Annotated in this window: 17 protein-coding genes; 7 read left to right on the plus strand and 10 right to left on the minus strand. The window is 69.3% G+C overall.

The window, feature by feature from the left end; all coding sequences use genetic code 11:
* Window positions 1-116: 116 nt before the first annotated feature.
* Complete coding sequence (locus tag ACFUPX_RS23580; RefSeq protein WP_383325876.1) at window positions 117-959, plus strand: alpha/beta fold hydrolase; 843 nt, start codon at window positions 117-119, stop codon at window positions 957-959.
* A gap of 58 nt (window positions 960-1,017) precedes the next feature.
* Here ACFUPX_RS23580 and ACFUPX_RS23585 read toward each other — a convergent pair whose 3' ends face one another.
* Window positions 1,018-1,371, minus strand: a complete 354-nt coding sequence (locus ACFUPX_RS23585; RefSeq protein WP_383325879.1) for a DoxX family protein — start codon at window positions 1,369-1,371, stop codon at window positions 1,018-1,020.
* 292 nt (window positions 1,372-1,663) lie between these two features.
* Here ACFUPX_RS23585 and ACFUPX_RS23590 point away from each other — a divergent pair, with 292 nt between their 5' ends.
* Complete coding sequence (locus ACFUPX_RS23590; protein WP_383325882.1) at window positions 1,664-2,530, plus strand: sigma-70 family RNA polymerase sigma factor; 867 nt, start codon at window positions 1,664-1,666, stop codon at window positions 2,528-2,530.
* Window positions 2,531-2,840: 310 nt separating this feature from the next.
* Here the strand turns inward: ACFUPX_RS23590 and ACFUPX_RS23595 are convergent, their stop codons facing one another.
* The 4 genes from ACFUPX_RS23595 to ACFUPX_RS23610 all read right to left on the minus strand — a co-directional run bounded on the left by ACFUPX_RS23595 (window position 2,841) and on the right by ACFUPX_RS23610 (window position 7,840).
* Window positions 2,841-3,794: a threonine/serine dehydratase gene (locus ACFUPX_RS23595; RefSeq protein ID WP_383325885.1), complete on the minus strand. Its 954-nt coding sequence runs from the start codon at window positions 3,792-3,794 to the stop codon at window positions 2,841-2,843.
* 134 nt (window positions 3,795-3,928) lie between these two features.
* Complete coding sequence (locus ACFUPX_RS23600) at window positions 3,929-4,729, minus strand: SAM-dependent methyltransferase (RefSeq protein WP_383325888.1); 801 nt, start codon at window positions 4,727-4,729, stop codon at window positions 3,929-3,931.
* A 156-nt stretch (window positions 4,730-4,885) separates the two neighbouring features.
* Window positions 4,886-5,257, minus strand: coding sequence for an SH3 domain-containing protein (locus ACFUPX_RS23605; protein WP_383325891.1), 372 nt, complete (start codon window positions 5,255-5,257; stop codon window positions 4,886-4,888).
* An 837-nt stretch (window positions 5,258-6,094) separates the two neighbouring features.
* Complete coding sequence (locus ACFUPX_RS23610) at window positions 6,095-7,840, minus strand: chitinase (protein ID WP_383325894.1); 1,746 nt, start codon at window positions 7,838-7,840, stop codon at window positions 6,095-6,097.
* 253 nt (window positions 7,841-8,093) lie between these two features.
* Between ACFUPX_RS23610 and ACFUPX_RS23615 the strand changes: the two genes are divergently transcribed.
* From ACFUPX_RS23615 to ACFUPX_RS23625, 3 genes are all read left to right on the plus strand, one after another.
* The gene (locus ACFUPX_RS23615; RefSeq protein ID WP_383325897.1) at window positions 8,094-8,894 is read left to right on the plus strand and encodes a PTS sugar transporter subunit IIA; all 801 of its coding nucleotides are present in this window, start codon (window positions 8,094-8,096) and stop codon (window positions 8,892-8,894) included.
* A gap of 59 nt (window positions 8,895-8,953) precedes the next feature.
* On the plus strand, window positions 8,954-10,525 hold the full coding sequence (locus tag ACFUPX_RS23620; protein WP_383325900.1) for a PTS ascorbate transporter subunit IIC: 1,572 nt from the start codon (window positions 8,954-8,956) through the stop codon (window positions 10,523-10,525).
* Between the two features lie 79 nt (window positions 10,526-10,604).
* Complete coding sequence (locus ACFUPX_RS23625; RefSeq protein WP_383325903.1) at window positions 10,605-11,393, plus strand: DUF4239 domain-containing protein; 789 nt, start codon at window positions 10,605-10,607, stop codon at window positions 11,391-11,393.
* A gap of 45 nt (window positions 11,394-11,438) precedes the next feature.
* Here ACFUPX_RS23625 and ACFUPX_RS23630 read toward each other — a convergent pair whose 3' ends face one another.
* The 4 genes from ACFUPX_RS23630 to ACFUPX_RS23645 form a co-directional block, all read right to left on the minus strand.
* Entirely contained in the window at window positions 11,439-12,953 is a 1,515-nt protein-coding gene (locus ACFUPX_RS23630; RefSeq protein ID WP_383325906.1) for an MFS transporter, read from the minus strand.
* A 238-nt stretch (window positions 12,954-13,191) separates the two neighbouring features.
* Entirely contained in the window at window positions 13,192-14,520 is a 1,329-nt protein-coding gene (locus ACFUPX_RS23635; RefSeq protein ID WP_383325911.1) for a lipase family protein, read from the minus strand.
* Window positions 14,521-14,661: 141 nt separating this feature from the next.
* Window positions 14,662-16,380 carry an adenine deaminase C-terminal domain-containing protein gene (locus ACFUPX_RS23640; RefSeq protein WP_383325914.1) on the minus strand — a complete coding sequence of 573 codons (1,719 nt, stop codon included), beginning with the start codon at window positions 16,378-16,380 and terminating at the stop codon, window positions 14,662-14,664.
* Window positions 16,381-16,468: 88 nt separating this feature from the next.
* Window positions 16,469-17,833: an NCS2 family permease gene (locus ACFUPX_RS23645; RefSeq protein ID WP_383325917.1), complete on the minus strand. Its 1,365-nt coding sequence runs from the start codon at window positions 17,831-17,833 to the stop codon at window positions 16,469-16,471.
* Window positions 17,834-18,048: 215 nt separating this feature from the next.
* On the opposite strand from ACFUPX_RS23645, the gene ACFUPX_RS23650 reads away from it, so the two are divergent.
* Window positions 18,049-19,026: a LacI family DNA-binding transcriptional regulator gene (locus tag ACFUPX_RS23650; protein WP_383325920.1), complete on the plus strand. Its 978-nt coding sequence runs from the start codon at window positions 18,049-18,051 to the stop codon at window positions 19,024-19,026.
* A gap of 168 nt (window positions 19,027-19,194) precedes the next feature.
* Window positions 19,195-21,210, plus strand: a complete 2,016-nt coding sequence (locus ACFUPX_RS23655) for a GxGYxYP domain-containing protein (RefSeq protein ID WP_383325922.1) — start codon at window positions 19,195-19,197, stop codon at window positions 21,208-21,210.
* Window positions 21,211-21,350: 140 nt separating this feature from the next.
* Here the strand turns inward: ACFUPX_RS23655 and snpA are convergent, their stop codons facing one another.
* Window positions 21,351-22,031, minus strand: a complete 681-nt coding sequence (gene snpA / locus ACFUPX_RS23660) for a snapalysin (protein ID WP_383325925.1) — start codon at window positions 22,029-22,031, stop codon at window positions 21,351-21,353.
* Window positions 22,032-22,324 lie beyond the last annotated feature (293 nt).

Below are 22,324 nucleotides of genomic sequence, written 5' to 3' on the forward strand. Positions count from 1 at the left end.
GAGCGATGAGTTTGGGCGAAGGATCAAGTCTGCCCTCATATGAATCGAACGATCGCTGACATCTCGGTCCCCCTCGACGGCGGCACACCTGCCCTACGACGCCCTGCGGTGATCCGATGACCACCCTCAGCGCCAATCAGATCACCTTGGGTATCGAGTCGTTCGGTGACGCCGAGGCGCCACTCGTTCTGCTCGCGGGCGGAACGACCATGCTCTCCTGGCCCGACGCGCTGTGCGAGCGCCTCGCCGCCGGCGGGCGCCGCGTGGTGCGCTACGACCTGCGCGACAGCGGGGAGTCGACGACCACGGACCCACAGGCGCCCGCCTACACCCTGCGCGATCTCGCCGCCGATGCGGCGGCCCTTGCCGACGCCCTCGGGGGCGGACCCGCGCACCTCGCGGGGATCGGCGTCGGTGGGATGGTCGCTCAGGTAGCCGTGCTCGACCATCCAGAGGCGTTCTCGGCGCTTACCCTGGCCGGTACCCGCGCGGTGGCGCCCGGCCCGCCCGACGATGACCTCCCCGACCACGACCAGACGATGATGAGCCGGATGTCCGCTCATCCGATGCCCGACTGGACCGATCGCAAGGCGGTCGCCGAGTTCGCCGCCACCGGCGCGGAGATCCTCGGTGACGATCCCCTCTCCGCACGTGCGATCGCCGCGCGCATCTGGGACCGCACGCCTGGCACCGCACCACCCGTCCAGATGGCAAACCAGCTGGGCATGGTTTTCTCCAAGCTTGACTGCAAACCCCGCTGGCGCGAGCGCCTGCCCGAGATCCAGGTCCCCACGCTCGTCGTCCATGGCCGCCGTAACCGGTTCTTCCCCTTCGGCAACGGAGAGGCGATCGCGCGCGAGATCCCCGGGGCGCGGCTGCTCGTCCTCAAGGAGACGGCCACTGCAATCCCCGATGCTGCGGTCGGCGAGATCGCCGAGGCGATGCTCACCCTCGGATAAAGAACCGCGTGTATACGCGTTGCCAGGCGGGCCGAGGAGAGAGGTGCGTCGGCGTGGGTCATAGTTTGCCCACGAAGAAGCTGGTGCTGGCGACTGCGAGCAGCAAGTAGCCCCCCGGGAAGGCGATGTTGTAGAAGACGCGTGCGCGGACGTGAGCCAGGACCGCGCCGATGAAGAACGCGGTCAAGCCGATTCCTGCCGCCAGGCCCAGCCAGTGGACCCCGAGAAGCCCCATGAGAAGGCCGACAGCGCCCGCGAGTTTGAGGGTCGCCAGGTACGGCACCGCAGTTGGCGGGAGTCGAACCTCTGCGGAGTTCGCCAGCACGAACGGTGCCCGCGCGTAGTCCGCGATCGCGATGAACGCGTTGGCGACGACGCACCCAACAGTGCCGATGAGCAGTACGGAGCTCACGACGTGTACGACCCGACGACGGTGAACGGTTCTGGTAGAACCGGCGCTTCTGCGGTGCGCCTGATCAGCTCTCGCAGCTGAGCGGCTTGCGCCAGTCCCACCAGCGGGTTCTCTGCCGCGTGGAGGGCGGTGAACACCCTCGCAAGTTGCGCCCGAACCTCGGCAGCTGTGCCGTTGTCGGTGCGGAAGCGCCCTATCTGTAGGCTCATGGCGTTGTCATCTCCTCGGGATGCGAACAGGAATGGGTTGAACCGACTGTCCTGACGTCCGCAAGCCCGGAAAGGTGACACCCATGCCGATCACGGTCGAGGAATTCCAGAGCGAGCGACCGCATCTGCTGTCGGCTGCCCACCGCATGCTCGGCTCGGCTCATGACGCCCAAGACGCCGTCCAAACGGCATGGTTGCGGGTCATGACCGCCCGATCCTCGCCATCGATTGAGAACCCGTCAGCCTGGCTCACCACTGTCACCGCCAGGGTCTGCTTGGACGAGCTGCGTGCCCGACGCCGTCGCAATGAAGCGCCGCTGCTCGCGGACGCCATCCCGGCCGCGGAACTGGCCGCGGACGAAGCAATCCTCCGCAAAGAGGACGTCTCCCGAGCGCTGATGGTCTTGTTGAACCAGTTGACCCCGTCCCAACGGGTCGCGTACGTCCTGCATGACCTGTTCTCTATGCCGTTCGACCAGATTGCGCACGTGCTGGGCGGGACAGTGCCCAGTGCCAAGAAACACGCCAGCAGGGCCCGACAACGCCTCGACAGCGCACAGCCTGCCTCGGAGCAGAACAGCCGATCAGACCAGCAGATCGTCGAGGCCTTCATGACAGCAGCCCAAACCGGGGATACGCGCAGAATGATTCAGCTGCTCGCGCCCGACAGCGTCCGCGACGCCGACGCAGCGCTCCTGCCTCGTGGGGCCCGCGCCGCCGTCGTCGGTGCTGTCGACATTGCCACCGAGACCGTGCACTTCCGCGATCGCATTCAGTCGGCTTGCAGACTTACTGTCAACAACAAGTCGGTGTACCTCATCGCCCCGGGAGGCCATCCCCTCGCCACGATCGAGATCAGCACAGCCCATCGGAAGGTCACGAGAATCGCGCTGCGATCGGCCCGAGCCGACGACCACTTCGCGGCCGCCCTGCCGTCAACAACCTCCTGACCCGCAGCCCCCACCGAGCAACCACGCGGGATCGCACCAGCCCACGGGATTACATTCCGGGGCTGATGCAGCCGGCGGGGCAGGGCGGTTGCGGGGCCATCGCGATCACCCCGGGCTCAAGCCAATGCCTCAGGTCTGCGGCCGGAGGCTGCGGCTGGTGACATCGACGGGGGGCCGACCTCCCGCGGCAGCGAAGTGGGCCAGTTCCTCGCCCCTCAGCGGTTCTTCGAACAAGGCTGCGTGGCTGCCCAGCACGTGTACGGCACCGCGGCGCGCGGGCGGACCCGCGTACGAACAAATCCGGCCCGGCTCAGGAGGCCGCCCCCGCGTACGCGGTCACGTCCTCCACCGATGCGTTGCCACCGCAGATCACCAGGCCGAGCCGGGTCGCCTCGCCGGTCTTGGCCAGGACGCGACGGGCGGCCGGGAGGAGGCAGCCCGCCGCCGGCTCCGCCCATACCCTGGCGTGCTCGGCCAGCTCGAGCACGCCCGCATAGGCCTCCGCCTCCGGCACGACCAGCACCTCGTCGACCAGGTCACGCACCATGGTGTACGTCAGCGGGGACACCATGGGCGCACTCAGCGTGCTGATGCGTGAGTCCACGTCCACCTGGACCGGCCCACCGCAGGCCAGCGCCCTGGACATCGCGTCGGCGCCGGTCGTCTCCACGCCCCACACGCGCACGCCCGGCCGGCGTGCCCGCAGCGCCGCCGCCACACCGGCGATCAGACCACCGCCACCGATGGAGACCAGTACGTCCGTCAATTCACCAGCGTCGGCGGCGAGTTCGAGTCCCACTGTGCCCTGCCCCGCGATGACCACCGGGTCGGCGAACGGGTGCAGCAGCGTGAGTCCGTCCGCCTCCAGCCGGTCCATCATCGCGAAGGCCTCGGCCATGGTGGCGGTCAGCCGAACGTCGGCTCCGGCGCCCCGGGCCGCCTCCACCGAGCGTGCCGGTGCGGTGCGCGGCATCACCACGGTGGCGCGCACACCCAGCGCGGCCGACATCTCCGCCACAGCGACACCATGATTGCCACCGGACACCGCGACCACGCCGGCCGCGCGTTGCTCACCGGTCATCGCCAGCAGCTTGGCGACGGCTCCCCGCGCCTTGAACGAACCCGTGCGCTGCAGCAGCTCAAGCTTGACCGTGACCGGTACCCCGAGCAACGCGGTCAGCCCCGGGCTGGGCAGCGTGGGAGTGCGCACCACATGCCCGGCGATCCGCGCCGCCGCGCTCTCCACGTCCCCAACACCGACCATGTCACCCTCCGGGATGTCTCGCACGCCGTATCCCTCCGCACACTACGCGGGCGATCGATCCCTGTGACCATGAGCATCAAGTCCGCCGGTCCCCATACCCAGGCTCGACAAGGCACCCCTATTTATCAGCTTTGTCAGCGCTTACGGGCCACCGCCCCGTACATGGCGATGGCCCGGTCATCGATGCCGTCCTGCTCGGCACCCGGCCGCCACTTGTGAACTTGAGTGACACCGGGGTCGACCAGATCCATCCCGTCGAAGAGGGAGTTGGCGGTCGGCAGGTCGCGCAACGCCATGGGCATTCCCTGCCGGGCGTACTCCTCGGCCACCCTGCCGACCTCCTCGGGCGCGAAGTCCGCGGTGCCGATGGTCATCGCCAGGAAGCTGCCCGATGGCAGCGGTTCGAGCAGTCGCTGCACCAGGCGGCGGTCGTCCGGCGGCAAGATGAAGTGCAGTATCCCAATGATCATCAGTCCGACCGGCTCATTCACGTCGATCAGCGCACGGAATCCGGGACTGTCCAGGATGGCGTCCGGGTCGTGCATGTCGGCGTCGATGTAGGCGGTGGCCCCCTCGGGGGAACCTTGCAGGAGAGCGCGGGCGTGGGCCAGGACGATGGGGTCGTTGTCGACGTAGACCAGACGGGACTCCGGTGCCACCTCCTGCACGACCTCGTGCAGGTTCGGGGCTGTGGGCAGACCGGTGCCGATGTCGAGGAACTGGCGGACGCCTTGCTTCTGGGCGAGAAACCGCCCGGCACGGTGCATGAACCGCCGGTTCTCCAGCATGTGCACGGGCAACGCCGGCCAGTGCCGGCACATGGCGTCGCCCGCCTCTGCGTCGACAGGGTAGTGGTCCTTGCCTCCGAGGATGTAGTCGTACACCCGCGCCGAATGTGCAGTCGAGGTGTCAATCCGATCGCCTGCGCTGTGCATGGGCCCGCTCCGCTCTTCACCGCTGACAATGGTCTTCAGACGCTACAGCGGACCGGACGGCTGTCGAACAGCCTGTCACCTCTGGGCGCCATCGAAGGGCGGAGCGCCTGGATTTGATCAGGCATCAGGTGGCATACCCGCATGCACCCACCCATCTCAGCCGGTAAGTGCGGGGCGCAGGGTGCGCGTATAGGCGCCGCTGATCCACCCCCGTTGTCCCTCCAACCGGTACCAGGTACGGGTGTTGCCGATTCTCTGGCCGGCTTGGCTTCGGTCGACGGCGATGACCGTGCACGGCGCCAGGTAGCCCAGTACGCGGCTACGGGTAGTGGGGTACTCCCGGATGCGCAGGTGCACGCGCGCGGTCTGCACCCATCCGGTGTTGGCATCCGCGTCCACCGCAACTCGAGGACAAGCCGTCGGCGCACGGCCGACAGCGTCTCCCGCAACAGCGGGTCCGGCAGCAATGCATCCCAGGGCCAACAGCGAGGCAACCAGCAGAGAAAGAAACGGGCTTGATCTCGGCACGTCGTGATTCCTTCGGGTGAGGGGGCGCAGCGAAGCACCTCACCCTTGCTGAACCGTTTCTGTAGAGCCAGCTGCGTCACTCTCCAGAGTGGGCTCCTCCCCCGATCCGCTGAACAGCGCGCCCTCCGGCTGACAGCACCTCTGCGGCATCGGCATCGGCATCGACATCGACATCGGACGGTCCTATGTGAGCTGAGCCGCCTCACCCCTTCCGGCCGACGGACGGCGGGCTTCGGCTCCGCCCGTAAACCCTGCTCCTGTGGCTGTCGAGCCGCGACGGGTGGATGGGACCGCTTTCCGTGCCTGGGCGTGCATCGGTGCGCTGGCCGTGCTGCGGCCCCAGGACGCGCACTGTGGCCATGAGCGCTTGGACTGCCTACCGTCTGAAGCAACGGCTGGCGCCCGTGCCGACACCTCGCATGGACGCTGCGCTTCTCGGCTCCCAGACCCTGGGCCGCTCATAGGACAGGACGGCCGAAGACGGCCGGAGCCCTCGGATCCTGCAGCGGACACAAGGGCCCCGGCAATCCGCCCTCCCCACCGTCCGTGGAGCGACTCCCGCTCGCTCCACAGGGGAGGTCGAAGTGGCGCGGGGACATCTTGTGGAGGGGAGCCATAATGTCCCCGCGCCGCGCCACCGCCGTCGATTTCCGACCGGGCCTGCACCGCGGGCCGCGGCCCGGGTGACATGCTGGCGTCAGTAACACCCTTCTGCGGCCCGGCCTCCCATGAGGAGGCCGGGCCGCTCCGGAGTCTCGTGTGACGGTGAGTGAGATCCACCGGATATCGCCCGGCGGGAGGGGCGGGGCCCGTTTGCCCGTCCCGTCAGGGCGTTCACTACGGGAGGCTGTGTACCTTCGGGCCGACCGAGTTCGACCAGGCGTTGCCCGCCGTCGCGTCCCAGTTCGTGGACCACGTCATGGCGCCGCGCAGCCCCGGGTAGGTCTTCGACGGCTTGAAGGAGCCGCAGCCCGTGCCGCGGGTCAGGCAGTCGAGGGCGTTGTTGACGACCGACGGAGCCACATATCCGCTGCCCGCGCCGCGTGTCGATGCCGGGACACCGATCCCGACCTGGGAGGGATCGAGGCCGCCCTCCAGTTGGATGCAGGCGAGCGCGGTCAGGAAGTCCACGCTGCCCTGGCTGTAGACCTTGCCGTCACAGCCCAGCATCGAACCGCTGTTGTAGTACTGCATGTTGACGACCGTGAGGATGTCCTTCACGTTCAGCGCCGTCTGGAAGTACCCGCCCGAAGTGGACTGCATGTCGATGGTCTGCGGCGCCATCGTGAGGACCAGCTTGGCACCTGCCTTCGCGGAGAGCTGGCGCAGCGCCTTCGTCATGTAGGTGGGGTTGAGTCCGTTCTCCAGGTCGATGTCGACGCCGTCGAATCCGTACTCCTTCATCAGCGCGTAGGCGCTGTTCGCGAATGCCGTCGCGGAGGCGTCGCTGTTGACCGAGATGGTGCCCTTCTCGCCGCCGATCGAGAGGATCACGGACTTGCCGGCGGCGTGCTTCGCGGCGATGTCCGCCTTGAAGTCGGCGGTGGAGGAGTAACCGACGGCCGGGTCCAGATTGAAGGTGATCTGACCGGGTGTGGTGGTGGCGTCGGCGAAGGAGACCGCGATGATGTCGTACTGCGAGGAGACGTCCCGCAGCTTCTGGACGGTCGCGCCGTTGTCGAAATTCTGCCAGTAGCCGGTCAGCGCGTGCTTGGGGACGGTGCCGCCGTCTCCGCCGCCGCCCTTGCCGGTCCGTGCGGACACCGCCGTCGACTTCGCGGACTCACCCGCCGCGTTCGTGGCGCTCACCTGGAAGCTGTAGGTGGTCTCCGGCGTGAGACCGGTGACGGTCGTGGAGGCGCCGCCGACCGAGGCGACCTTAGTGCCGTCGCGGTAGACGGTGTATCCGGTGGCCGTGGACACCGGCGTCCAGGACAGGTCCACCGACGTGGCCGTAGCCGTGCCCGCCTTGAGGCCGGCCGGCACGGCCGGTATCTCCACCGGGTCGGTGCCGCCGCCCCCGTCGGGTCCAAGGACGCTCACATCGTCCACGTAGTACGCGCTCTGCCCGTACCAGCCGTGCGTGTACACGGTGACCGACGTGGTGTTCGCGCCGGTGGTGAAGCTGGTGGACAACTGCTGCCAGGACGAGGTGCCCGGCGTCCAGGTCGACACGTCGGTGGTGCCCGTACCGCGGGCCCCCAGATAGGCGTAGGAGCCCTGCACCCAACTGCTCAGCTTGTACGTGGAGTTGGGCTTGACCGAGACGATCTGGGAACACTCGGCGTTGCTCTGGCCCGCCGGGGTGGCCTTGAGCGCTTTCGTGCCGCCGTGCACGGGGGAGGTGACGGCGGCACCGCTGCCCGCGTTGCACGTCCAGTTGCTCAGGTCCGACTCGAACCCGGCGTTCTTGGCAACGTTGACGTCCGCCGCCTTGGTGTCCGCCGACTGCGCGGGCGCCGACTGAGCAGGCGCAGCGAGCGCGGTGACGGCGAGCGCGGCGGCAGCACCGACGGCGATCGCCGCACCGATCCTCTGGCGAACGCCGGATCTGCCCTTACGACCCTTACGTACACGGTCCACGGAATGCCTCCAGGGAGGGGTGAAGGACGAAGGTGAGAGCCGGTGGCCACCGCTACTGTGCGCAAAGCTGGTCCAGACCAATCGAGTTGTCAAGACCTCTGGAGAAAAGATCCGACCCCCAGAACGGATGGAGACGCCACGGAGTGGGGCAGCAGCCGTGCGGAGGAGAAGGTGACGAAGGCCGCGACACGTCACCTCACGAGGCCGACTGAATCTTCATCAGTTTCCCGCTTCGATGAGGTATTCCTGCCTCATGCCCCAGCTCACCGAACTGCTCCCCGTCGAGGCCATCCGCCTCGACGCCCCCGCTCCTGACTGGCAGGGCGCCATCCGTGCCGCCGGGGACCTGTTGGTCGCGAACGGCGTCAGTACGGACGCCTACACCCAAGAGATGCTCCGCACGGTGGAGGAGCACGGGCCGTACATCGTCGTCGCTCCCGGCTTCGCGTTCGCCCACGCACGGCCTTCGCCCGCCGTGCATCACACCGGCATGTCCTGGGTGCGTCTTGTCGAGCCCGTACCCTTCGGCCACGACACGAATGACCCGGTCCGCCTCGTCGTCGCCCTGGCCGCGACGGACGCCTCCGCGCACACTCAGGCAATGGGCGCCCTCGCCCGGCTGCTTGGAGACCCGCAGACAGTGGATGCCCTCGACCAGGCGCCGACCCCCGAGTCGGTGCGGCAGATCCTCGTGAGGGCCGAGGCGACCGCCGAGTCGGCTGAGCCGGCCGCGCCCACGGCCACCAAGGCCGCACGCGGTTCCGGCGGCACGCACACGATCCTCACCGTCTGCGGCAACGGCGTCGGAACGAGCCTGTTCCTCAAGTCGACGCTCGACAAGGTGCTCGCCCGGTGGAAGTGGTCCCGCTACATCAACACCGAGGCGACCGACACCATCTCCGCCAAGGGCAAGGCCTCGGACGCCGTCGCCATCCTGACCTCCCGTGAGATCGCCAGGGCCCTGGGCGACGTGGGCGTGCCGGTGCGGGTGATCGAGGACTTCACCAACACCAAGGAGGTGGACGCCGCCCTGCGCGATCTGTACGACGTCTGAACCTTCCGCATCCCCCACGCCCCCTCCCCGCCGCACCTCCAGGAAATCCCGGGAACCCCATGAACGTCCTCGTCGACATCGCGAAATTCATCGTCAACGAAATCCTCGCCGTCCCCGCCTATCTCATCGGCATCATCACCGCCGTCGGCCTCATCGCCCTGAAGAAGTCCACCGGCCAGGTCGTCGGCGGCGCCATCAAGGCGACGCTCGGCTTCCTGTTGATCGGCGCGGGTGCCACCCTTGTCACCGCCTCGCTCGAACCGCTCGGCAAGATGATCACCGGCTCGACCGGCTCGCACGGCGTCATCCCCACCAACGAGGCCATTGTCGGCATCGCCCAGGCCGAGTACGGCTCGCGGGTGGCGTGGCTGATGATCCTCGGGTTCCTCGTCAGCCTGCTCCTGGCGCGCTTCACACCGCTCTCGTACGTGTTCCTGACCGGCCATCACATGCTGTTCATGGCGACGTTGCTGACGATGGTCCTCGCCACGGCAGGAGTCACCTCCTGGGTCGTGGTGGTGGCCGGCGGCGTCCTGCTCGGCATCATGCTGGTCGCGATGCCGGCCTTCGCCCATCCCTGGACCAAACGCGTCACCGGCAACAACACCGTCGCCGTCGGGCACTTCGGCACGGCCGGCTACATCGTCTCCGGCGCGACCGGGCAGGCCATCGGCAAGAAGAGCCGCTCCACGGAGGAGATGAACCTCCCCGAGGGCCTGCGCTTCCTGCGCGACTCGATGGTGGCGACGGCCCTGTCCATGGTCATCATCTACATGATCATGGCCATCGTCTTCCTCGCCAAGGCCGGCAAGACGGAGGCATTCCAGGCGTACTCGGCGGGGAAGGGAGACCCCGGCTCGACCGGCATCGGCAACTACCTGATGTCCTCACTCGGCCAGGGCCTCCAGTTCGGCATCGCCGTCGCCGTCATCCTCTTCGGCGTCCGCACGATCCTCGGTGAACTCGTCCCCGCCTTCCAGGGAATCGCCCAGAAGGTCGTGCCCGGCGCCATCCCCGCCCTGGACGCACCCATCGTCTTCCCGTACGCGCAGAACGCCGTCCTCGTCGGCTTCATCTGCTCCTTCACCGGCGGCCTGGTGACCCTGGGGCTGCTGGCCGGGGTCTTGAACCCCGCGTTCGGCACGGCCCTCGTCCTGCCGGGTCTGGTCCCGCACTTCTTCACCGGTGGCGCGGCGGGCGTCTTCGGCAACGCGACGGGCGGCCGCCGCGGCGCCGCCGTCGGCGCGTTCCTCAACGGCGTCCTGATCACCCTCCTGCCGGCCTTCCTGCTCGGGGTGCTCGGCTCGTTCGGCTCGGCCAACACGACGTTCGGGGATGCCGACTTCGGCTGGCTGGGCTTGATCATCGGCAATGCGGCGAAGGCGGGCTCGGTGGCCGGAATCGTCCTCATGCTGCTGATCGGCGTCGCCATCCTCGTCGCCGCGATCGCCTGGCAGAAGAAGGTCGTCGACACCGGCTGGGATCCGGGAGCCGCGCGCGACAAGCTCCTGCCTCCCGAGGAGCGGGAGACCCTCGAGGCCCAGGAGACCTCGGCCCCGACCACGACACGGGAGTACGCGAAGATCGCCCCACCGGCGGGCGCACCGAAGCCGCCCCGGCCGGAGGAGTAGTCCGCCGGCATCCGGGCTCGTGGTTCTGGCCCGCCCCGGCCGCGGAGTAACCCGGACGGGGGGTCGACGTTATGAGGCCGTGGGTATCTGGCTGCTCAACAACTTCGGCACTCTCACGCTGGCCGGGCTGCTCGGCGGCGGCGCCGTACTGGCTGCCGTGGTCGGCACGCTGGTGCTGAGGCGCAGATTTCCGCATCACGCGAACGGCTCGCACAACGAGATGATCGGCGTCGTGCTCGGCATGTACGCCGCGATCTACGGCATCATCCTGGCCTTCGTCGTCGTGGCCGAGTGGGAGGGCCTCAACGAGGCGGAGACCAACGTCGCGCTCGAGGCCAGCCAGACCGCCGAGGTACTGCGTGATGCCCCTGCGTTCCCGGCCGGGCAGGAGCGCAGGGTGACGGACGCCGTCGGGGCGTACGTCCGTGTCGTCGTCGACGAGCAGTGGCCGCTGATGCGCGACGGACGGCCCGATCCCAACGTCACCAACCGCGAAGTGACCGCGCTGTACCGGGTGTTCCAGGAGTACGAGCCGCGGACCGAGGCCGAGAAGACCTACTACGCGCAGTCCGTCTCGACCCTTGGCGAGATCGCGGGCGCACGCCGGACGCGGCTCTCCGACTCCCAGCAGTCCCTGCCCTCACTCCTCAACATCCTGGTCTACGGCGGCGCACTCGTCATGCTTCCCCTGACCTTGCTCTACGGCATCAGAAGCCTGCGCGCGAATCTGATGTTCGTCATGTCGGTCGCCGCACTGATCGGCGTGAGCCTGCTGCTGTGCCTGACGCTGGACCATCCCTTCGCGGGCGACCTCGCCGTTTCCCCTGCTCCCTTCAAGGAGGGTGTGCTCGCGCAGTTCTGGCGATGACCTCCACCGGCCTTCCCGGGCCTTCCCGGGCCTTCGGGAACGGGCTCAGCCCCGGCCGTGTGCGGCGGAGACGAGTTGCTCGTCGGAAGCCCCGGCCCGCGGGCGGGCCCGTTCCTCTGCGTCCGCGTCGAAGCCGACCGGCTCCCAGCGCTTGACCAGGAGTGCGATCAGACCCAGTACCGGGGCGGCGAGGATGACCCAGTAGACGTGCGTGCCCAGACCGCTGCTGAGGATGGGGAAGAAGAACAGGGTCAGCGTCGAGCCGAGGCGCAGCACCGCCTGGTTGAAGCCGATGCTGACGCCGCGCATCGAGGTGGGAAAGCCCAGCGAGGCGTAGCTCATGATGTGCGCGCCGGGGCCAAAACCCTGGGCGAACATGAACGCGCCGAGCATCAGGATGCCGGCCGTCACCACGGCCGTTCCGCTGGGCTCCCCGATGAGGCCGAGCACCGTGATGGCGACGAGCTGGATCGCGAAGCCCAGCGTCATCATCGGCCAGGCGCCACGCGTCGATGCCCAGCGGATGCCGAGCAGTCCGCCGGTCAGGGCGAAGAGGAGGTTCAGGGCGAAGGAGGAGGCGATCGTGGTCAGCGGGCCCTGGGTCATCAGCGTGGCGATGATGATCGGCAGGCCGAACGCGACCGCGTTGTAGCCGAAGGTCTCCGCCAGGCCGACCGACACCGACTGGATCGTGCGCGTGCGGTACGGAGGGGTGAAGAGCCGTGCGTAGGCGCCGAGGCCGGGCCGGGGCGGGCGGGGCGTCCGCGCGGGCACATCGTCGGCGACGCGCGCGTCCACGTCGTACGACTGGCGAAGGATCTTCGCCGCGCCTTCCAGGTCGCCCTGCTCGGCGGCCCAGGTCGGCGACTCGTTCATGTAGCGCCGGCGCAGCAGCAGGACCAGCAGCGCGGGTACCGCGCCGAAGCCGACGGTGAAGCGCCACAGCCAGCCCAGCTGGGCGTCGGGCAGGACGAAGTACAGCAGCATGATCACCAGGTAGCAGCCGCTGGTCGCGCTGTACCAGGCGGGCGACCAGGCAGCCGTGCGTGAGCCCTTGCTGCCCTTGCCGCGCAGCCGGGAGAATTCGGCGAGGAACGCGATCGCGACGGGGATGTCCATGCCGACGCCGATGCCCATCACGAAGCGCGCCGCGATCAGCGTCCACACGTCCTGCGCGAGCGAGCACACCAGCGCGGTCACGACGAAGAAGAGCATGTTCGCCATGAAGACCCGGTAGCGGCCGATCCGGTCCACCAGCCAGCCGCCGACGAGGGCGCCGACGAGTGATCCCACGCTGATCGAGGCGGTGACCGTGCCGGCCATGGCGGAGCTGAGGCCGAACTGTTCGGTGATGTCGGGAAGCCCGTAGGCGAGGGAACTGAGGTCGTAGGCGTCGAGGAAGATGCCGCCGAGCGCGATGATCACGATCATTTTGGCGTGCCGGCCGCGGGCCGTGCCCGAGTTGACCAGATCGGATACGTCCGCCGCGGAGCGGATCAGTACCGTGTCGGGCCTCGTCGCCGGGGTCGTGCTGCCGGACAAGGGAGGGGTGGAGCTCACGAGCGCCTTCCGGGGTGGTGCGGACGTACCGGCGAATCGTCGCACTGGCCGGAAACCGTCCGTACGCACGTCCGCATAGTGGTCACCGTCGCCTGCATCATGAGACGCGATCACGGCTGGTGTGCGGTCGGACGCGTGGTGTCACTCCGTGCGCTGCCGGGAGCCCGCCGACAGGCGCCGGCGCCTCTCCGCCGCCGCCCCTGGACGGTGGCGGAGAGGCGATCAGGAGCCGTTCGGCTCAGATGCCGCAGTTGCCGCTCGCGGGTTCGCCGGCGAAGCGTCGGCCGAGCCACTCAAGTGCCGGACCGTTGCCCTGGATTGCCGTCCCCACGTGGGATTGCCCGGCGAAGGACGTCCACTGCACGGCGTTGCCCTTCGCGCACCAGTCGGCGCGCAGCTTCTGCCCGACCGCGTAGGGGATCGTCTCATCCGCATCCCCGTGGTACAGGAACGTGGGCGCCGACGGGCGCTGGGTGCCGATCAGCTGCTTGCCGATGGCCCGCTGCCAGTCCGGCCGCTCCAGCGGGTTGGACGTGGTGACGTCCTCGATCGCCTTGCCGCGCCCGGCCTCCAGGACCGTGCCGACGCACTCGCTGCGCACGACTGCGGCGAGCTTGCGACCTTCGGCGTTCAGGTACTTGTCGAGGGCCAGGGCCGGGTTGGCGGCGTTCTGGCCGACGGCGGACATCAGCAGGTATCCGGCGCTGTCTCCGCCCTCCAGCGAGTCGGCGACCTTGGTGAGGTCGGCGGGCACGCCGCCGCTCGCCGTTCCCTTGACCTTCAGCTCGGGAGCGTAGGCCGCCGCCATTTCGGCGGCCTTCGCGCTCGCGCCGCCGCCCTGCGAGTAGCCCATGATGCCGACGGGCGCCTTCGCGGCGACGCCGTACTTCGCCGCCTCCGGGAGCCGCTGAGCGGCACGCGCCGCGTCGAGGACGGCGCTGCCCTGCGCCTTCGCCACCATGTAGGTGTGGTCCCCGGGGGTGCCCAGGCCCTCGTAGTCGGTGACGACGACGGCATAGCCCCGCACCAGCGCGGCGTTGACGAGCGGGGCCTCGGCCGTCGTGCCGCCCGGGAACCCGGCGGACGGCGCACACTTGTCGCCGAGACCGACCGTGCCGACGGCGTACGTGATCAGCGGGCGCGGCGTGGTCTTGCCGTCGTCGGGGACGATCACGGTGCCGGAGACCGCGTTGGGCCGTCCGTTGGCGGAGGTCGACCGGTAGGTGATCTTCCAGGCCTTGGTGGGGGTCGGAACGCCCGGCGTGTACTGGAACGAGGACGGCTTCGAGCCGAGGATCTGGCCGGGGCCCTTCTTCTTTCCCGGGTGCTTTCGCGGATGCCGGCCCGGGTGCTTGCCTGTTTTACCGTGATGCTTGGCCTTGCCGTGCGTCGCGGCGTCGGGGGCCTTCCCGGTGGTCTGCACCGCCGAGTGGGCCGAGCGGTTCGCGTCCGGGGCACCGGCCGGGGCGCTCTCGCCTTGTGCCACGGCGGATCCGGGGAGTCCGAGCACCGCCACCGCGAGCACCGTACCCGCGGCCATCGATCGTCTGCGTGAGGCTGGCGTCATGCAGCTCTCCCAACTCTCCTGTGGGGTAGGGGGGTTGGGATGCACCGTACTGACCCGTCAGTAATACAGCCATAGGCATGCAGCGGCGGGAAGCGGCCACGGCGAGCAGGCGCCGTAGCCGCTTCCCGTAGCCGTCGCGGGTCAGTCCGTGAGCGTCGCTGCCACCGGTTCGCGGCGTGCCACGTCCACCAGCGAGCGGTCGGTGATCTTGAGGGCGGGTGAGACGGCGAGCGTCAGCGTCGACACGCTCATGAACGGGTTGAGGTGGTTCCAGCCCCAGCTTTCCAGAGCCGTGCGTACCGCGGCCGCCTGATCGGCGACGACGTGGGCCGGGCGGGCGGACAGCACGCCGCCCACGGGCAGCGGCATGCGCGCCGCCGCAGTCTCGCCCGCGGCGCCCCGGACGACGGCTACCCCTCCCCCGTCGGCGACGACTGTCGCCGCGGCAGCGGCCATCGCCGCACGTGAGGTGCCGATCGTCAGGAGGTTGTGGCTGTCGTGGGCGTACGTGGATGCCACGGCGCCCTCACCCAGATCCCGGCCCACCAGCGGGGCGAAGACCTTGCCGGGGCGTCCGTAGCGGTTTCGTACGCGGACCAGCGTGGTCCGTCCCTCCCAGTGCACCTCGCCGCCCGAGACCGGGAGTTCGACCTCGGTTGCTTCGGTGTAGGTGTCGCGCGGGTTGACGCTCATCGCCCGGAACCGGTGCGTGCCGTCCGGCAGGTCCACGCGCCAGCGGAAGCCGTCCTCCTCCTGGGGTTCTACGTCCACGCGGCTGTCCAGGGGCGGTACGGCGAGGCTCTCCGCGGCGGGTGACGCCTGCACGGGTGCGCCGTCGCGACCTACGACGCGGCCGCCCGAAAGCACCAGTGCGGGCTCGAACGAGGCTAGTTCGCCCCGCAGCAGGACCAGGTCGGCCCGCTTGCCCGGGGAGACGACGCCGCGGTCGTGGAGCCGCAGACGCTGGGCCGGCGTCCAGGTCAGGGCCTTGAGGACCACATGGGGCGGGAACCCGGCGGCCACGGCGACCCGCGCGATGTGGTCCAGGTGGCCTCGCTCGACGATGTGGTCGGCCGCGAGGTCGTCCGTGACCAGGCACAGCGGCGGGAGCTGGGGCAAGGACAGCAGGGCTGTCGCCACCTCCGGGGTGAGGCACTTCTCCTGGAGCATCATCGTCATGCCCAGGCGTGCCTTCTCCAGGACCACCTCGGTGCGGTTCTTGGTGTGGTCGGAGTCCACACCGGTGGCCAGGTAGGCGCTCAGTTCCGCGCCGGTCAGGTTCGGGCAGTGGCCGTCGAGGATCGCGTCGTGCGCGCGGGCCACGGCGGTGATCTCGTGCATGCGGCGGTCACCGGCGACGACGGCGCGGTAGTCCATGACCTCGCCCAGGGCGACGACACCCGGCCAGCCCAGCATGTCCGCGATGTCGTCGGCGGAGAGGGCCGCTCCGGCATGCTCCAGGCCCTCAAGGGCGGGTACGCACGAGGGAACGCCCCACAGTTGGGTCTGGGCACTCTGGCGGCCCGCGTCGATCATCCAGCGCATGGCGTCCCGGCCCGCGACGTTGACGATCTCGTGCGGGTCGGCGAGGACGGTCGTGGTGCCGCGGGCCAGCGTCACGGCGGCGAACTCCTGAGGCGTCAGGAACGCGCTCTCGATGTGCATGTGGGCGTCCACGAAGCCGGGGACGATCAGCATGCCGGTCGCGTCGATCTCCTCGCGGGCCGTGGCCGGGGTGCCGGGCGGGAGCACCGCGGTGATGCGGTCGCCCCGTACCAGTAGGTCCGCGGCGAACTCCTCACCGGTGAAGGTGGACATCACGCGCCCGCCGCTGATCCGGAGGTCGTGCTGCTCACTCATGTGCTCGTGCTCCTTGGAAGGGTGTCGTCGCGCGCGGGCGGGCGGGCCCGCCACGGGAGATGGATCTCGTCTCGGCCCGAAGGGGCGCTCAGGGGACGAGCGTGTAGAAGTAGTAGCCCAGCGGGATCATGACGATCCACAGCGGCCAGGGCACCTCGCGGATCCGGCCACTGACGGTCTTCACCAGGACGTGGGCCGCCAGGCCGGTCGCGATGCCGGTGCCGAAGTTGCCGAAGAACAGCGTGGTCGCGACGGTCAGGGCGGCCGGGACGGCGTTCGTGGGGTCCTTGAAGTCGACGTTCTTCAGCGCGCCGAGCATGTTCAGGCCGATGAACATCAGCACGGGTGCGGTGGCGGCGGAGGGGATCAGGGTGGCGAAGGGGGTGACGAGCAGCAGCAGGGCGAAGCCGCACGCGGCCCATACCGATGACAGGCCGGTCTTGCCGCCCGCGTCCGCGGCGGCCGAGGACTCCAGGTAGGCGGTCATCGAGGGCGCGCCGACGGCCGAACCGCCCATCACGGAAACCGAGTCGACCAGGAAGGGGCGGCGGGAGCCGGGGATGTTGCCGTCCTTGTCCAGGAGGCCCGCGCGTCCGGAGACGGCAAGGAGCGTTCCGGTCATGGAGAAGAACTCGGAGACGAAGAACGCGAAGATGTAGGGGAAGTACTCGGGCTTGAGGGCGCCGAGGATGTCGATGTGGAAGAGGAGCGGGCCGGGTGAGTCGGGCGCCGAGAAGAGGCTGTCGGGGACGTCCGTCACGCCCAGCGGCACGCCGACGAGGGTGACGGCCGCGATGGTGATGAGGAAGGCGCCCGGTACCTTGCGTGCGGCCAGGGCCGTGAGCAGCAGCAGTCCGGCCAGGGCGAGCAGCGCGGTGGGCTCGGACAGGTCGCCGACCGCGAGTGCGGCCTTGTCGGCGTTGCCGACGACGAGGTCGGCGTCGCGGAATCCGATGAGGGCGATGTAGAGGCCGAGGCCGCCGCTGATGGCGTACTTGAGGTTCATCGGCATGAGCCGGGTGACCAGGTCGCGGATGCCGAAGAGGGTCAGGAGCAGGAAGGCGACGCCTGACCAGAAGACCATGCCGAGCGCCGTGTCCCAGGGGACGTGGTCCTGGCCGACGATGGTGAACGCGATCAGGGCGACGCCGCCCAGGCCCGGGGCGACGACGAACGGCAGGTTGGCGACCAGGCCCATGGCCAGCGTCGCGAGGGCGATGGCGATGATGACGGCGGTCGTCGCGGCGCCGTGCGGCACACCGGCGGAAGCCAGCTGGCCGGGGACCACGACGACGGCGTAGGCGGCGGCCATGAACATCGAGGCGCCTGCCACGAGTTCCGTGCGGTGGCTGCTGCCGCGGTCGCGGACGCCGAAGTGCCGCTCGACGAGCGAGGCGGGCGGCGGCGTCGTGGCGTCGGTCTGCTCGCCGGGCGGCGGAGCGGTGGTGGGCATGGGGACCTCGGCGGGGTGAGGGACGGGCACACGGCTGTCGCCGCGGTCAGCGTGCGGGCGCGCTGGGAATCCGGCTTGGCCCGCTCTCTGCAACCGGTCTCTGAAACCGGTTGCAGAGACCGGTTGCGGGTATCATGGCACGGCATCGGGCGAAAGTGAACACTGACCTGGGACGGATCTTCGATCCTTGCCGGGCACATGAGGCGGGGGACGGCATGGCGACGCTCTTGGACGTGGCGCGTGCGGCGGGGGTGTCCAAGGCCACCGCATCGCGGGCACTGCAGCGCCCCGAACTGGTCGCCGAGAGCACCCGGCTTCGCGTCCGGGAGGCGGCCGACCGGCTCGGATTCCATCCCAACGCCGCCGCCCGCGCACTGACCACGGGCCGCACGGGCCTGATCGGCCTGATCGTGCCGACGCTCTCCAACCCCTTCTTCGCGCCGCTGGTGATGGGCGCACAGCAGGCCGCGGAGGAGACCGAGAGCCATCTGCTGATCGCGGTCTCGGAGTATCACCCGCAGCGTGAGGCCGCCCTCGCCGACCGGCTCTCCGAGCAGGCCGACGGGCTGATCATGGTGACGCCGGTCGGCACGGACGCCGCGCTGCGGGAGCGGTTCCGCCGGCGCCCGCTGGTCCTCGTCGACCGCCAGGTGGGCCGGCTGCCCGCCGTGGTGGCCGACACCGCCACGGGCCTGACCGAACTCCTCGACCACCTGCTGGCACAGGGCCACCGCGACATCGCCTACGTCTCCGGCCCCGCGGACTCCTGGGCGGACGAACAGCGACGGACCGCTCTCACCGCACGGGCGGCGTCGGCCGGCGCCCGTGTCCACGTCCTCGGGCCCCTGCCGCCCACGTTCGACGCCGGGATCGAGGCCTCACGCGCGCTGCCCGGCGACGCCACGGCCGTCCTCGCCTACAACAGCTATCTGACACTCGGGCTGCTGCACGGCCTCGGCGTGGCCGGACGGCGCGTACCCGAGGACGTGAGTCTGGCCGCAGCCGACGACCTCAGTACGCTCGGCGCCACCACTCCCCCGGTGACCGCGCTCGACGTGCCGCTCCGGGAAGCCGGGGCACTCGCCGTCACCCGCCTCCACGAACTGCTCGACGGCCACCGTCGCACGGTCACCTCGCGCCTGCAGGCCGCTCCCGTCTTGCGTGCGTCGACGGCTCCGCCGCGGGGTCTGTAGCCGCTGCTCGACAGGGCGGCGCGACTCGGGCACAGAAGCGGGACGGCAGACCCTCGGGCGCAGAATTGGCCGTCCGCCCCATGGACAACTTCCCGTCACACCGCTTAACTTCACCGATTGACAACGATGTCACACGTTCTGGTCGGCTTTGAGGAGCAGTGATCGTCGATGGTGTCACGAAGAATCCTCCTGCAAGCAGGCGGCGCGTCCCTCGTGGGCAGAGGGCTCGGCCTGACGTCGCAGCAACAGGCCTCTGCCGTTGAGCCCAGCGCCGCGAAACGCCTCCTGCCGTCCTTCGGCCGCCCCGTCCGCCTCGATGTCGCCGACGTCAGCACACTGGACGGCCACGACCAACTGCTGCTCACCACACTCCAGGGCGTCGTCAACCGGCGCGAGCCGCGCCTCTACTTCAACTTCGACAAGAGCGAGGTCGACCTGCGGTGGCTCCCCGCCACCGGCACGGCCGTCACCCGTCACGACGACGCGCTCGACCTGGTCCGCCGCTACCGCAATCAGGTGCGCGGCGCGATCCTCGTCGACCCGGACGTGCCCGACTCGGTCAACGTCGCCACCACACTCGCCGGTCTCAAGGACGCCGTCGCCGCCACCGCCGAGCAGGCGCACACGCACGGCCTGAAGACCGTCGTGGATCTGCGCGGCCGCTTCGACGCCGACGACGTGCTCGCCGCCTACCGCTGGCAACTCGCCCACCTCTTCCCGCAGTGCAGCCACGCCCTGCTCGCCGGTCTGCCGCCCACTCGGACCGTGGCCGTGGACGACGTGAAGTGGCGAGAAGTGGCGCGTGAGACGGAGCGGATCCGCGATGTGTCCAACCGCCGGGTGCGCACCTTCGACCTGAGTCCGGAGATGAGCGGCGACAACGATGTCTACGTGCGTTTCCAGGACTCTTTCGCGGACGACGGGTGGGGCGCGTCCGTCGCCTCCGTCTCGGTGAAGGCCGACGGCAAGGAAATCGTCTCGTTCGCTCCCGGCACGGACGCCGAGAAGCCCCACCTCTTCGACGGTCTCAACTCCTCCCTCGGTGACCGGTCCAACCGGTTCAGCGACGGTGGCGGCTATTTCATCTACCGTTTCGCCCCGCCCGCCGGAACACAGCAACTGGTGATCGAGGTCGACCTGTGGAACCAGTACCTGGTCACCGCCACCGGCACCGCGCCCACTCGGGTCGAGCCCTTCCCCTACTTCCGGGACTACGTGGTGGCGAGCAAAGCCATGGTGCTGTGGCTGCCGCCGTCCGGTGAGACCGGGAAACTGCTGGACGAGACCTTCGCCCGGCTTGGGCCCACCACCCCGTACACCGGCTGGTTCTCCAACGACGTCGCAGGTGAGTGGGGCGGTGTGGACCGTGCGTCGCAGCACGGGATCGAGGTGGTCCCCGCCGACTTCTACATGAACGGCACCGTCCACGCGGGAGTCCCCGCGAAGGTCTCCGGCACGGTCCGACACCGTCCCAAGGCCAAGCTGCGCAACCGCGTGTACCTCACGCTCACCGTCGGCGAGGGCGACAACGTGCAGTACTGCCAGCGCCGTATGCGCGACATCTGGGACGACCCCGAGCGCGGCAGCGTCCCCGTCAACTGGACGGTCAGCCCGCTGCTCGCCGACATGGGCCCCGCCCTCCTCGCCTACTACCAGAAGACCGCCACCGACAACGATCTACTCATCTCCGGCCCCTCCGGCGCGGGTTACACCTACCCCGGGTCCTGGCCCGAGAAGGCCCTGGACGCGTACACGGAACTCTCCGGCCGGTTCCTGCGCCGCACCGGCATGGATCTGGCCTACGCCTACAACCCCCGCAACGCCGCGAACGACGGCTGGGTCCCCTTCGACGAGCGCGTCGTGGGCTCATACCGGAAGAACACGCCGCTGCGCGGGATCATCCAGTCCTGGGAGACGGGTGACCTGCAGATCAGGCCGGCCGGGCTTCCGGTGATCGGCAACTTCTACCCACAGGGAAAGGGCGCGGAGTTCCGCGACGGACTGCTCCGTCACATCGAGGGCAGGGACGAGTCGAAGCCCATGTTCATCGCCGCCGCGATCAACGCCTGGAGCTGGACACCGAGCGACATCGCGGAGCTGGCCGAACTGCTCGATGCGCCCTTCGAGGTGGTCCGCGGTGACGTGTTCTTCGCGTTGATGAATCTCAGCGCGGACGGTTCGTGAGCCTCCGCCGGCCTCGGCGGCGCGACTTCTTCCCCTTGAGCATGACTACCCGTCGGGGAAAGGAGCGCGCCGCACGCGGCCGGATCAACGCGGGGGCTGTTCGCGATCGGTGACGGTCCGCCCGGCGGTGGCCTGCTCGATCAGCGGACCTTCGTCAGCTCACCCTTGTCCTGGAGAGTGGAGATCCCCCTGGCCCAGAGGCTGTTGACCCGCTGGCGCTCCTGGGTGTTCGGGTAGGCGTTGGTGCAGGACGTGCCGGGGCCGCCGCCGGACATCAGCTCGCTGCACGGACCCGAGTAGTGGTCGGGCAGACCCAGCACGTGACCCGTCTCGTGGGCCGTCACCCGCGTGGAGTTGTACTGCTGGTTCTGCCGGTAGTCCAGGAAGATGTAGCCGTGGCCGTGCCCGTCGGTGGAGGCGTACGAGCCGCGCGAGTCGTTGCCCTCGCGGTACTCGAAGTCGCCGGTCGAGGTGGTCTCCTGGAGCTTCACGTTACCGACGGACGAGTTCCATATCTGCGTGCTCTGCGCTATCTGGCTGCGGAAACTCGGCGCCCGGCTCGTGCGGTACCGGACGGTGACGGCCTGGATGCCCGGCTTCGCCGCCTGCTTCTTGAGCGCCGACTTCATGACGGCGTCGAAGAACTGGCGGTTGGCGGCCTGGTCCTCGGCGGAGCCCGCGTACGCCGACGTGGCGTGCGTGGCGGCGGGCTTGGCGGTGTCGGTCGCGGGGGCCGCGAAGGCCGAGGGGGCGGCGGCGAGCGAGCCGCCGAGAGCGGCCGCGCCGAGAACGGCGAGGAAGCTGGTGCGGGATCTGGTCATGGGGGTGTGTCCCTTCCGGATGTCCGATGGCCTGGATGGCCAGGGCAGCCGGGACCTTGGGGCACGGGGGTGCCCGGGGTCCCGGGACCGGGGGCCTAACGGGTGCGGCCTTTGGTCGGGACGAGTATCGGGAAGGCGGGGCCCGTTGGTACCCGTCCGTGCCGATACCATTCGGCGATAGCGCCACAGCATCAACTGGTATGAGCCATACGGGACTTGGCGCTTCTGATGTTCTGCCGTCAGCTTGCAGGGGGTTGTGCCGCGACGCACAGCAGCAGGGCCCGGTCCGCGTG

Source organism: Streptomyces sp. NPDC057302, assembly GCF_042667685.1.
Classification (GTDB): Bacteria; Actinomycetota; Actinomycetes; order Streptomycetales; family Streptomycetaceae; genus Streptomyces.